Origin of the sequence: Pirellulimonas nuda (assembly GCF_007750855.1) — a bacterium.
Taxonomy (GTDB): Bacteria; Planctomycetota; Planctomycetia; order Pirellulales; family Lacipirellulaceae; genus Pirellulimonas; species Pirellulimonas nuda.
Genome location: NZ_CP036291.1, coordinates 1588841 through 1601303, shown reverse-complemented (window position 1 = coordinate 1601303; position 12463 = coordinate 1588841). Strand labels below are relative to the sequence as shown.

At 68.5% G+C, this 12463-nt stretch carries 8 protein-coding genes and 1 tRNA gene; 1 reads left to right on the top strand and 8 read right to left on the bottom strand.

Annotation, left to right across the window (positions count from 1 at the left end):
• Positions 1-43: 43 nt before the first annotated feature.
• The 8 genes from Pla175_RS06750 to Pla175_RS06715 all read right to left on the bottom strand — a co-directional run bounded on the left by Pla175_RS06750 (position 44) and on the right by Pla175_RS06715 (position 10399).
• Positions 44-1345, bottom strand: coding sequence for an OmpP1/FadL family transporter (locus tag Pla175_RS06750; protein ID WP_145282430.1), 1302 nt, complete (start codon positions 1343-1345; stop codon positions 44-46).
• Between the two features lie 145 nt (positions 1346-1490).
• Positions 1491-2552, bottom strand: a complete 1062-nt coding sequence (locus Pla175_RS06745; protein WP_145282427.1) for a response regulator — start codon at positions 2550-2552, stop codon at positions 1491-1493.
• A 107-nt stretch (positions 2553-2659) separates the two neighbouring features.
• A complete protein-coding gene (locus tag Pla175_RS06740) occupies positions 2660-3031 on the bottom strand; it encodes an Hpt domain-containing protein (protein WP_145282425.1) in 372 nt (123 codons plus the stop codon).
• Positions 3032-3356: 325 nt separating this feature from the next.
• Positions 3357-4253, bottom strand: coding sequence for a tetratricopeptide repeat protein (locus Pla175_RS06735; RefSeq protein ID WP_145282423.1), 897 nt, complete (start codon positions 4251-4253; stop codon positions 3357-3359).
• On the bottom strand, positions 4250-6172 hold the full coding sequence (locus tag Pla175_RS06730; protein ID WP_197527315.1) for a purple acid phosphatase family protein: 1923 nt from the start codon (positions 6170-6172) through the stop codon (positions 4250-4252). Before Pla175_RS06730 ends, Pla175_RS06735 begins: the two co-directional genes overlap by 4 nt.
• A 331-nt stretch (positions 6173-6503) precedes the next feature.
• On the bottom strand, positions 6504-7889 hold the full coding sequence (locus Pla175_RS06725; protein WP_145282418.1) for a sulfatase-like hydrolase/transferase: 1386 nt from the start codon (positions 7887-7889) through the stop codon (positions 6504-6506).
• Positions 7889-9382, bottom strand: a complete 1494-nt coding sequence (locus Pla175_RS06720) for a sulfatase family protein (RefSeq protein WP_391527853.1) — start codon at positions 9380-9382, stop codon at positions 7889-7891. The genes Pla175_RS06725 and Pla175_RS06720 overlap by 1 nt, the downstream gene beginning before the upstream one ends.
• Positions 9383-10325: 943 nt before the next feature.
• Positions 10326-10399, bottom strand: a tRNA-Ile gene (locus Pla175_RS06715).
• A gap of 210 nt (positions 10400-10609) precedes the next feature.
• Between Pla175_RS06715 and Pla175_RS06710 the strand changes: the two genes are divergently transcribed.
• Positions 10610-12454, top strand: a complete 1845-nt coding sequence (locus Pla175_RS06710) for a thioredoxin-like domain-containing protein (protein ID WP_145282414.1) — start codon at positions 10610-10612, stop codon at positions 12452-12454.
• The last annotated feature ends 9 nt before the right edge of the window (positions 12455-12463 follow it).

Below are 12463 nucleotides of genomic sequence, written 5' to 3'. Positions count from 1 at the left end.
GTTGGACTGTGTGGCCGCTGCGACTCTGTGGTGAGTCTTGGCGCTACTCCACAATCGACCCACAACAGCCGCACGGCTTGCGGCCCAACAGTCGGGTGAAGCTGATGCCGGCCGCGTGGGTGCGGTCGCGGTTGGTGCTTTGGTCAAAGTCTCCGCCGATGAAGTCGCTCGCCGGGGTGTCGACCGTCTGTCCGTAGGTGAACATATAGGCCGCGTTCACCTGCCAGCAGTGCCAGTCCCAGCCGTAGCCGACGCTGAACGCGTGCTCCATCGCGGCCGGGATGTACGGCGTGATGGTCCCCGCGGGGATCGGGCTGTTGTGGTGGGTGTAGCCGCAGCGGGCCACGTGGCCGTTGGGGCGGTGGTACTCGTAGCCGACGCGTGTTGAGAGGGTGTCGCTCCAGTGCAGCGGGAAATGCTCAACCAGCGGCGGCAGCCCGGGGTTGGTGGAAGAGTGGAGGCTGATGTCGAACGTGTCGAACGCGCTCGACCAGTCGTACCAGATCACGTCGCAGGCCAGCACGTGCCGCTGGCCGATCTGCTGCCGGAGCCCCGCGCCGGCCGAGCGCGGCCAGGCGATGTCCGCGTCGGCGTGGTAACGGGTCGAGCCGATCGGCGTCACCACGTCCGCGGTGCCGGTGGCGTCGATGCTCACCTGGCTCTGGAACGCGGCGCCGAAGGTGGTCGTCTCCGTCAACTGCACGCTGACGCCGGCCGACCAGCCGAGGCCCACGCCATCGACGCTCAGGTCGAGCAGCGTCGGCAGCCCCGCGTAGGGCGACGGCCCCTGCAGCGTGTAAGGCCCGCGCAGATCGACAAACGACAGACCCGGGCCGATCGTGGCGCCGAACGACACGTTCTCACCGGGCGAGTACGACCCGCCAAAGACGAGCTTGGTGAGCGACCCGAACGACTTGTACCGCTGCGGACCGGGGAAGGCCCCCTGCCCGTCGAGGTTGTAGATGGCGCCGAACCCCGCGGGCGAGAACACGCCGATGCCGCACGCCCACTCGTCGGAGTGCTTGTGGATGTAGGAGATCTCGGGGAGCGGGTAGACCTGGTGCTGGGCCCGCTTGTCGTTCTCGAGGTCGGAGTACTTGAACTCCGTGTAGAGGGCCGTGGCGCCGATCTGCAGCATCGACTGACCGTCCATGAACCCCATCGCGGCCGGGTTGTCGAACAGCATCGAGCCGTTGTCGGCGAACGCTAGGTTGGTCCCGCCGCGGCCGATCGTGTAGGGGGACACCCCGTTGAGGATCACCCCGTCGGCCAGAACGGCGCCGCCGACGCACAGCCACGCCGCCGCGGCCAACGCCCGCCGGCCCAGACTTCTTGCCCGAATCATAGGAATCCTTTCCCGACGGAGTTCCGGCCCTTGCCGGCCTATTGCGGCCCGCACTTAGGGGCGCATCGTCGAACCACCAGCCCGGTCGTGAACCGAACCCCACGCCTCGGGCGTCCGGACGCCACGGCTGTTCCGGATAGTCCGGTTAGACAAGCTGTTCCGGCTGGGGGCACGGGAACTGGAGCTTCGTCAACTGGGCCATTGCCGGAGCGGCGTCGAGCGCATCGGCCACGCGGATAAACTCTTCCTCGCGGTGCAGGAAGGCCTGGACGATGTCTGGGTCGAAGTGGGACCCACGGCCCTCGAGGATGATCTCTCGGGTCTTCTCGTGGCTGAACTTTGGCTTGTAGACGCGGACCGTGGTGAGGGCGTCGTACACATCGGCCAGCGCCGTGATGCGGCCGCACAGCGGGATGTTTTTCCCGCTCAGCCCGAGCGGGTACCCCGTGCCGTCGAACCGCTCGTGGTGGGTCATCGCGATGTCGCGGGCCATCGCCAGGTACTGCTCCTTCGGGTGGGCCTCGGCCACGGCGGCGAGGGTTTGCCCCCCCAGCGTGGTGTGCCCCTTCATCAGGTCGAACTCTTCCTTGGTGAGCTTGCCGGGCTTCAGCAGCACGCTGTCCGGCACCCCTACCTTGCCGATGTCGTGCAGCGGGCTGGTAAGGTAGATCAGTTGCACGTAGTCGCCGTCAACCTCGCCGCAGTACTTCGGCCAGCGGGAGAGCTCGTCCGCCAGGATCCGGCTGTACTCGCGCATCCGTTCGAGGTGCAGGCCGGTCTCGTTGTCACGAGACTCGGTCAGCTTCGCCAGCGTGAACAGCATCACGTCGCGGCTCTGCAAGGAAAGCAGCCGCTCGCCGGTGCGTAGCCGCACCTGGAGCTCGTCGGGCCGGAACGGCTTCACCAGGAAGTCGTCGGCGCCGGCTTGCAGGCCCGCCACGATGTGCTTCATGTCGCTGTGGGAGGTCAGCAGCACAAAGAAGACGTAGCCGCTGCGGTGGCACTCGCGGACCCTGCGGCACAGCTCGTCCCCCTGCATCCCGGGCATGTCCCAGTCGGAGATGACGATGGAGTACCGCCCCGTGCGGATCATCTCGTACCCTTCGGCGCCGTCGCGGGCGCAGTCCACCTCGTAGCCGAAGTGGAGCAGGCAGTTCTCGAGCATCTCCAGGGAGACGACGTCGTCTTCTACGACCAGCACACGCATCAGTTAGCTTCCTATCGTGGTCTCGTTGGCCGCAGGTGTCGGTTCGTTACGCCCCCGGGTCTGGCGGGCGGGTGTGGCCGCGGCTGTTTGGCGGCTTTGCTTCTCGGCTAGACCGAAAGCGCTGCGGGTGCGGCGAGCGAATCGGCCAGCAGGCCCCATTCGTCACGGAGCTCGGTAAATATGCGTGACACCGCCTCCTGGGACTCCGTCGCCGCGGCGCGGCACAGTTCGTCTGCCTTGCGGCTCACGCGGTGGGCCGCCCCGCTGGCGGTCGCCCCCTTGAGCCGGTGGGCGACGGATCCGATCCGCTGAACGTCGGCGTTCTCGATGGCGTGTTCTAGTTCTACGAGGTCGGCCTCGCACCTCCCGGTAAGGAGGCCCAAGATCCGGCTCGCGAAATCGATGTTGCCGAGACACCGACGCATCAGGTCGTCGACGTCGATGACGTCGGACAGCCTCTGCAGATCTTGTGAGTCCATCCGCTGCTCCCTCGGTTCTACCCTTTCTACTGGCTAGTGGGCCTGCGCGTCTCGCGTCTGGTGCGCGGTGTCGTTTGGCCGGGTGATGTTTCGATTGCTGGTTCCACGCCGGGGGTCTTCTCGCCCCTCCGATCGTAGTCAAATCTAGCTTACGGATTCCCCGCACCCTCTTCGGGTTTATGCAATGTCGCCCGGGCAATCGGGCGAAGCGACGCGCGCAATCATGCCGATCGCACTGCGTGGCGCGGAGAACCGGCCGCCGTGCGGCCGCAGCACCGTCGCTACCGCTACACCCGGGCCAACGAGCCGCCACGGTGCGCCGCCCTCACGGCGACGGGCCATCGGGTCCGCCGCCGGCCTGCCTCAGCAGGCGCTCCGCCGCGGCGCGGTCTTCCTCCAGCAACGGGTTGCTGACGCCGGGCCGCGTGCGCGCGTCGATCTCGTCGATCACCGCTTGCGCGTCGCGCCGCGCCTCTTGCGGCAACCCGGCGCGGGCCGCGATCTGCGCCCGCAGCAGCAGCCACGAGCCGCGCCACCTCGACCGGGCGAGGCCCGCCTCGACCTGCGCGCTCGCTTCGGACAGGTCTCCGCACTCGATCAGCGCCGCGACCCACGCGCGCTGCAACACCACGCTGGGGTTCTGCTGCATGTCGGCGGCCAACGCGTCGCGCGCTTCCTCCGGCCTGCCGGCGTTCTGGAGCGAGCGCGCCAGGCCCAGCCGCCAATCGATCTCTGGGTTAGCGGACCCCAACGCCCGGCGCCAGGCGTCGGTCGCTTGCTCGAATTTGTGCTGGGCCTCGTAGGCCTGGGCGATGGTTGCGTAGAAGGGCGCCGCGGCGTCCGCGACCTGTTCAGGGTCCTGGGCCTGCCGGCCGACGCCCGCTTGCGCGGCGACGCCCTGCTCGGCCGCGGAACGGGCCTCGGCGTAGCGGCCCTGGGCCAACCGGACCCGGGCCAGGCCCAGCCACGCGCCGCCTAGCCGGGGGTCGATCCGCAACGCAGCCGCATAGTCGTCCGCCGCCTGGCCGTTGCGGCGCAGCCCGCGACGCTCGTCGCCGCGCCGGACGAGCAGCTCGGCCGCCGGCTCCCCCTCGGCGATGCGGCGCGTGAGCGCCTCGATCACGTGCTCTACCGGCGGGTGCGCATGCGCGGACGGGAGCGCGGCGCCCGCGAGCAGCGCTAGCGCCGCGATCCGAGGCAGCATGTTGCGGCGGGGGCTCATTGCTTTGGCTCGATGCCGATCCCCGCAAAGTCTGCGCTCCCGCCCGCCTCGACCCGCAGCCCAACCGCTCCCGGGGGGAGCGGCGCGTCGAGGTTGATCGTGTACTCCTGCGCGCCGTTGAGCTGCACCTCAAGGATGTCCGCCACGGGTTCCAGCGAGATCTTCACCATCTTGCTGAAGTCGGCCTCGACGGCTTTGCGGGTGAGCTCTCGTTCGACGCCCCCCTGGCGCCGAGACAACGACGCGGCCTTCTCGGCCGGGTGGAGCCGGTACACGAAGTAGTCGTCTGGGCCCTGGTAGCCGAGCACGACCCCAACGGCCTCCTCTTGATCGGCAGGCGCCCGCACCTGCACCTCGATATGGCTCACAGGGCCGCTGAAGCGCTGCGCGATCGCGGTCAGCGGGGCGTCGGCGGCCTGGAAGCGGGCCTGCCGGTACTTGCCCGACTTTTCTTCGACCCGGACCGCGTCGGCCGTCGCCGGGGTAACGTCCCAGCCCGCGGTCGGCTCGCCGCGCGCGGCGCCGTCCCAGGCGACATAGAACTCGGTGTACTGCGAGGGGTCGTCCGAGGGGCGCCAGGGGTCTTCGACCCGGACCTGCTGCACCTGGCCGCGTTTGACGATGCGGAACCGGTCGCTTGTCTCCCCCGCTTTGTTGATCATCGTGCCGGTCAGCTCGTCGCCCTTGATGTCCAGCAGCAGCGACCCGTTCTCGACAATGATCTGCCGCATGATGGGCATCGTCCCCTTGCGGCCGACGCCGGCGCCCCCGTGGCCGCTGACGACCGCCACGGTCCCCTCGTTGGGGTGCAGCCCGGCGCTCTTGCGGTAGGGGCCGTCGCCGTCGGGGTCGCCGTCGCCGTCGTCCAGCACCACCCCCTCGGCCACCGTTGGCGTCGCGTACGCCCCGTCGATCAGCATGCTCCGCTCGTAGATGTGCGAGTGCCCCGCCAGCACCAGGTCGACCCCAGCCGACTCCAGGATCGGCATGATGTGCGTCCGCATCTCGATCAGCTCCCCCTCGGTGTCGCTGTCGTGCGAGCCCTTGGTATACGGCGGGTGGTGCCAGAACGCGATCAGCCACTCGGCCCGCGCCTCGTCCAGGTCGGCCTGCAGCCAGCGGGCCATCGCGCCGCCCGGCGTGCGGTCGAGGTCGTGCGAGTCGAGGCAGATGAAGTGCACCCCCGCGATGTCAAACGCGTAGTAGGCCTCGGTGCCGGACGCCACGCCCCCGGCCTCGGCGGCGGTCGGCGCCACGTACGCGTCGTAGTAGGGGCCGAACTGACGGGCGCCGCGCGAGGTGTGACCCTCGTGGTTGCCCATCGTCGGCCAGCAGACCATTTGCCGCAGCGTCGGCTGGTAGACGTCGAAGAACTTCTTTTGAAACTCTGGGTCGGTGCCGTCGCCGTAGGCCATGTCGCCCAGGTGCAGATAGAGGTCGAGCGGCCGGCCCGTCTCGCGGACGTGGCCTTGCATCGCCTTGTAGACGCGGCGTTGGTCGGAACCGCCGGTGCCCGAATCTCCCACCACCCACACCCGCAGGTCGGTGTCCGAACCGGGCGGCGGCGAAGTCGTGAAGGTGTGCTCCGGGTCGCCGCCGGCGAGCCTGCGGTCGCCGTCGTACACCGCGTAGTAGTAGCGCGTGCCCGGCTTGAGTCCCGTGAGCCGCACCTCGTACTGGCAGAGCCCGGGGGGCGTCGAGGGAGACGGGTCACGCCGGTCGCGGCGGGCCGCGGCCTTGGCCGGCTCACGGTAGAGCCGCGATGCGAACTCGCCGTCCACGCCCACCGAGGCCCGCCGGGTGATCGCTTCCCCTTCGACCGCGTGAGACAGCGTCTCGGGCGAGTCGCCGAACCGCACGCTCGGGGCCGAAGGCCCACGCGTCCGCCAGACCACGACCATCGAGTCCGGCGTCGCCATCTGTAGGTAAGGGCCGCGGACCAGTTCTGCGGGGGCCGCGGCGGTACTGGTCGCGCAAAACGATATCCACGCAACAACCGCCAGAGTGGCGGAGGGAAAACACAACTTCATGGGATCCCTGGTGTAGGAGTCGGTCGCGATCGCGCCCGGGGTCTAGGCGACACTGCGTCGCGTCGCTGCACATCGTAGCTGACAGTGTAGTCCCTGTGCGCCCCGGTTGGAGGTCCGGCGCGTCGGCTGGAGGCTACTTTCCGCTCGAGCCGGTCGTCAACCACGCGGCGCCGGGTCGCTACCGTCTGCTGCCAAGGTGGGGTCCAGGGCGGCGTGGGCCTCAGCCCGCGGGGTCCGGGGTCGGCTGGCCGTAGGCGTCCACCAGCGGCGGCTCGGCGACCCCTTCCATCGCCTCGTCGATCACGCGCTTAAGCTTCTTCACGGCCGCCCGATCACGCCCGTCGGCCGAGCCGGGCTCGACCAGCGTCTCTTCGAGCGGGCGGTCCGAGAGCCGGAATAAGCGTCCGTCTCGGAAGTACTTGTAGCGCCGGTCTAGCGCAAACACTTCGCGAGAGAACTGCGTCTTGTCGTGGCCGGGCCTCGGGTCGTACCAGCAAAACACCGCCTCTCGCTTCGGCCCGGCCCGCCCCAGCAACTCGGGCACGAAGCTGATCCCGTCGCGGGGCCCGTCCGCCGACGCCGGGGCGCCGGCCAGCTCGCACAGCGTGGGGTAGAAGTCCGAAGCGTCGACCAGCGAGTCGCTCTGGGCGGGTAGGACCCGCCCCGGCCACGAGACGATCAGCGGCACGTGGACCCCCGTTTGGCGCGACGTGCCCTTGCCCCCCGCAATCGCGCGGCCGTCAGCGAGCCTGGAAGTGACGTCCATGTGGGCGCCGTTGTCGCTGTAGAAAATGACGACCGTGTTGTCCCGCAAACCCTTGGCGTCCAAGCCGGCCACCAGGTTGCCGACCGCCGTGTCCATGTACTCGATCATGTCTGCGGCGTAGCGCAGGGCCTCGGCGGCCGGTTCTTCGGGGTTCCAGCCGTCGCTGTTGGGGGTGGGGACGAACGGCCAGTGCGGCAGCGCCATGGGGTAGTAGACAAACGCCGGCTGCTCGCGATGGCGCTCCAAGAAGTCGATCGTCTTGGCGACCCAGATGTCCTCGCCGAACCTGCCTGGGTAGGTCTTCAACTCGCCCCCCTGCCCCGCGACCCCCTCAAGCATCGTGGGGTTGGCGTAGCGTGAGCCCTTGTCCTCGGTATGCCCGGCGTGGTGCAACGCGTACTCGTCGAAGCCCGCGTCCTTGGCGTGCATGCCGGAGTCGCGGCGGTCCGCGGCGCCCGGGAAGTCCGGCGGGTCGTACGACCGCAGTTGCCACTTTCCGAAGATCGCCGTCGCGTAGCCGGCGTCGCGCAGCCGATGCCCAAAGGTTCGCTCGCCGGGGTCAAGGACGCCGAACGCCTTCCAGTTCCGATGGTTGTACTTGCCCGTCATCAACTGCACGCGTGTGGGGGTGCAGAGCGGCTGCGAGTACGCGTGCGTGAAGCGCACGCCGCCGCAGGCCAGCGCGTCGAGCTGCGGCGTCCGGTAGCTCACGCCGCCGTAGCAGCCCAGGGCCTCGATGCCGACGTCGTCGGCCATAATCAGCACGATGTTGGGCCGCGGCGTGGCGCCCGCGGCGGCGATGGGCAAACAGGCGGGCAGCAAGAGCAGGAGGTAGCGCATCAGTATTTCCCATGGGCGCCGAACATGTCGTGCTTCGACGGGCGCGGTCGTTTGCGGACGGTGTTGTCGGGTTCCCCGGTCGCGCGGTCGAACTCGTCGGGGGTGCGCCGGCTGGGGATGTAGTCGCCGGTTTCTGCGGTCCACTCCCGGAGCGCCCGCTTCATGCGTGTCGCGACGCCCGCGTACGCGGGGTCGTCGATTCGGTTGTGCAGCTCACCGGGGTCGCGCCGCAGGTCGTACAGCTCCCACCGCGGGCGGGGCGCAAGAAAGCAGGCCTGCTGCGCCGGCGTGAGCCCCCCCGCGGCTTGCAGCCTCAACATGCACTGCCACGAAAGCCCGCGCCCGGCGTCGGCCGGCGGGGTGGGGGGCAGGTCGACGTAGTCGTTGCGGATCAGCTTGAAGCGTTGGTCGACCACCGCGCGTGCGTGGTCTTCGTAGTCGTGCCAGTGGTCCTCGGCAAACGCGAACCGCCGTCGCGTCGCGGCGGGGTCCGTGAGCGTAGCGGCGAAGCTTGATCCTTCACCGTCGAACGGGGCCGGGCCCGCGTCCCCGACGCTCGCCAGCTCAAGGATCGTCGGCGCCAGGTCTACCGCGCTGACCAACGCGTCGGTCGTCTGCCCGCCGCGGACCTTGGCGGGCCAGCGGACGACCAGCGGCGTGCGGATGCCGCCGTCGTAGAGCGTCGTTTTGTCGCGGGGGAACGGGCGTCCGTTGTCGCTGATCAGCAGCACGACCGTATTGTCGGCGACCCCCTGTTCCCGGAGACCGGCCATCACCTTGCCGACGTAGCCGTCGAGCCTGCCAATCTCGTCGTAGTAGAGCCGCAGGTCTTCGCGGACCTCGGGCGTGTCTGGCAGGTGCGGCGGAACGATCACGTCTCCGGGCCGGTGCGGCGGATCGAGGGCGCCCTCGGCGTACTCGCGGTGGGGATCGAGGGCCGCCAGCCAGAGGAAGAAGGGCTTCGACGGGTCGCGCCCGGCGAGCGCCCGCTGCCAATCCTCGCAGCCGCTTGGCTGCTGCGCGATCATCCGCGCCGGGCCGCCCCGGCCTCCGGTCGGAAGCACGAATCCATCGGGAGAGGCCTCGTAGATCTTGTCAAAGTGGTCGCGGACCGCGTCGCCCATGTGCCACTTGCCGGCCGCGGCGGTGTAGTAGCCCATCGACTTGAGTCGCCCGACAAACGTCTGAGTCCCCGCGGGGATCGGCCAGTGGAGCTGTTCGGCGCCCGTGTTGTGAGGGTGCTTGCCCGTGATGATGCTGGCCCGCGACGGGCTGCAAGAGCTGGTCGTCAGGTAGGCGTGCCGGAACAACAGACCCTGTCGGGCGAGCCGATCGATGTGCGGCGTGCGGATGGCCGGATGGCCGTAGGCGCCGCTGTCGTCCCAGTTCATGTCGTCTGCGATGAACACGACAAAGTTGGGCCGCTCGTCGGCCCGCGCCGCGGCGCCCAGCACGCACGCAGCGGCCAACACCCAAGTTTTTGGATCACGCACGCCCAGGCTCCTGGTTCGTGAGGCCGGTCGGCGCGTGGGCTCGATGAACGTACCCGGTCGATCGGTGGTCTGGCGTGCTGCGCATCGAACGCCCCGCAGGGTGGCAAAACCTGTTATGCAACGAAGAAGCAACCAGTAGAGGAGCGGGACGCGGAACGCCTGGTGCGCCGCTCTGGAGCATGGCGCCGCCGTCGTGCGTTTCATGATAGCGAGAACAACGGGCCGAGAGGTGCAACCAGCAACCGTTGCCGCCGGGCGAGGCCCCGCGGGACGCACAATTCGCGGCATTTTCTGCTCGCAAATAGCCACCCCATCGCAGAAAACAGGGGTGGGGGATCCGTTGCCTGAGGGCTGTGGTGCGCGCGGATCGCCGCACCAGACAAAGTACGCGGACTTTTGTCCCCGAGGTGTCCGCTGGCGGCAGGCTAGTCGCCCCATGCCGCGGCAAACGGGGCTGGAAATCGCCCGGCGCGGGCCGTAAACCGCGCGAGCCAGCTAGTGAGGTCCGCTACCGATGGGGGGTGTCCGATTGATGGGGGTTTTGTCCACCACGCGAGCCCGATGGGCCGGGAAAAGCGTCGCAGCAGCGCTCGCCGCGGCAACGGGGGCGAGAGAATCCCGGGGAAAACCCGGCGGTGGTGGGGGTTTTGTCCGATTTTGCTCCCCCCGGCGACCGGACAAAAGGGACAAAACTCGGGAGGGGCCGGTGGAGGGCCACTGGCAGTGGGGCGTCGGGGGGGTCGGCGCGTCGACTCATGGGCGACCGACGCCGCCCGCCGGGCGGACCAATCAGCGGGTACAGATAGCTGCGGCCGTGGCGGCCGTGGCGGCCGTGCGCCTGGAGAAGAAACCCGGCCGCCGCCGGGGATCACCATCCGCCGACAGCGAAAACCATCCGCCGGCAGGGATCACAAGGTCATGACTCAACACGACTTAGAAGCAGTGGGCGCGCCAGAACTCGAATCTGGGACCTCAGCCTTATCAGGGCTGCGCTCTAACCAACTGAGCTACGCGCCCGCAGGTCGCCCCGCTGGGACGATTCTCTTACGGATCGAGTATTGTAGGTCGCCACGGTTTGCTGTCAAACGCCCGCCGGCCCCCCTCCCGGCACGATCGCTCTGTACGCCGATCGCCGGAATCGGAATAATCCGCCGCCCGAGCCCGGCCAGGATTGCTTTTCCGCTGCCGGCCGCACTGTCGCCCCTATTGCTGTGGAGAGACCTTTCCATGCGATTCGCCCTTCTTGCCATTGCTGCCTCCCTTTTTGCGGGCGTTTCGACTGCGAAGTCGCCGACCGCGGAACAGGCGCTCGCGTTGACGCCGATTCAGCCCGGCATCGACTTCACGACCCCCGCCAAGGCCGATATCGCGGCCTGCACGATCGCCCCAGAGAAATCGGGCGGCATCACCGCCTGGGTGGTGCGAGACGGCCAGGGCCGCAACCTGCGGCGCTTTGCAGACACCAACGGCGACAACGTGGTGGACGTGTGGTCGTACTACCGCGACGGCGTTGAGGTGTACCGCGACATCGACTCCGACTTCGACAACAAGGCGGACCAATACCGCTGGCTCGGCACCGCCGGCACCCGCTGGGGGATCGACGAGAACGAGGATGGCCGCGTCGATTCTTGGCGGGCGATCTCGGCCTACGAGGTCGCCGAGGAGGTTGTCGCCGCGCTGCGTTCACGCGATTCGGCGGCGTTCGCCCGGGTGCTGCTGAGTCCCGCCGAGCTCAAGGGGCTTGGGTTGGGAGGCTCGGTAGCGGGCGAGGTTGCGGCCGCCACCGGCTCGGCCGCCAAGGGTTTTCAGGAGACCGCCGCCGGCGGGAAGCTGACGGCCGGCACGCGATTTATCGACTTTGGATCGGTGCGGCCCGGTGTGATCCCTGGGGGCGTCGACGGCGCAACGGCTGACGCCACCTTCTGCGAAGGCGCCACCGCGTTGGTAGAAATCGGCGGCGAAACGGAGCAAGTACAGCTCGGCCCGCTGGTGCAGGTGGGCGACGGCTGGCGCGTGATCACGGGTCCGAAACTCGGCTCGAACTCGCAAGACCCGCTGGCGTTGTTCATGATGCCCGGCATCGCCCCGACCGCCGGCGGCGAGCGCCCCAGCGAGAAGATGCAGCAGTTGATGACCGAGCTCGAGAAGCTCGATCGGCAGTCCGCCGGATCGCCCGGGGCCGCGGCGGGCAAGCGTATCGACCTGCTGCGTCAGTTGGCGGACGCCAGCTCTAGCGGCCTCAAGGAGCAGTGGATCCAGCAGCTTGCCGACACGCTCGCGGCCGACGTGCTAGAGAACTCGAACAAAGCCTCCCTCCAATCTCTCGACGCATTGATCAGGAAGACCGAGGCGGAAGGGGTCGCGGATTCGCTTGTCGCGCACGTGCGGTTCCAGCGGATCTGGGCCGAGTACGGGCTGCTGTCGCAGGACCCGAAAGAAGACTACCCCAAGGTGCAGCGGGCGTGGCTGGACCAGTTAGAGCAGTTCGTGAAGAAGCACCCGGACGATCAGGAGTCTGCCGAGGCGCTGCTTCAGCTCGGCATGGCCGCGGAGTTTGCCGGGGAAACCGAGCAGGCCCAAGATTGGTACGCACGCCTGGCCAAGCAATTCCCGGACACCACGCGTGGGCGGAAAGCGTCCGGCGCGATCCGGCGGCTGTCGTCCGTCGGCAAACCCATTGAGCTACGCGCCCAGAAGATCGACGGCGGCGCCTTCGACCTGAAGCAACTCGCGGGCAAGCACGTGCTCATCCACTACTGGGCGACCTGGTGCGAACCCTGTAAGAGCGACATGGCGCAGCTCAAAGAGTTGTACGCAAAGAACGGCCGCACCCTGACGATTGTCGGCGTGAACCTGGACGCCTCGGTCGCCGACGCCAAAGCCTACCTTGCCACCAACCGCCTCCCGTGGACGCAGGTCTACGACGAGGGGGGCCTCGATGGCCGCCTGGCCAACGAGATGGGCGTGATGACGCTGCCGCTGATGATCATGCTCGACGAGAAGGGGCAGGTAGTGAACCGCAACCTGCACGTCGCCGAGCTGGAGACAGAGATCCGTCGCCTGATCCGCTGAGCGCCCGCG

Bases quoted from the DNA above. Each gene is read 5' to 3' on its own strand.
- Pla175_RS06730 (WP_197527315.1), bottom strand. From the start codon at position 6,172: ATGGCGACGCCGGACTCGATGGTCGTGGTCTGGCGGACGCGTGGGCCT.
- Pla175_RS06735 (WP_145282423.1), bottom strand. From the start codon at position 4,253: ATGAGCCCCCGCCGCAACATGCTGCCTCGGATCGCGGCGCTAGCGCTG.
- Pla175_RS06725 (WP_145282418.1), bottom strand. From the start codon at position 7,889: ATGCGCTACCTCCTGCTCTTGCTGCCCGCCTGTTTGCCCATCGCCGCC.
- Pla175_RS06745 (WP_145282427.1), bottom strand. From the start codon at position 2,552: ATGCGTGTGCTGGTCGTAGAAGACGACGTCGTCTCCCTGGAGATGCTC.
- Pla175_RS06750 (WP_145282430.1), bottom strand. From the start codon at position 1,345: ATGATTCGGGCAAGAAGTCTGGGCCGGCGGGCGTTGGCCGCGGCGGCG.
- Pla175_RS06740 (WP_145282425.1), bottom strand. From the start codon at position 3,031: ATGGACTCACAAGATCTGCAGAGGCTGTCCGACGTCATCGACGTCGAC.
- Pla175_RS06710 (WP_145282414.1), top strand. From the start codon at position 10,610: ATGCGATTCGCCCTTCTTGCCATTGCTGCCTCCCTTTTTGCGGGCGTT.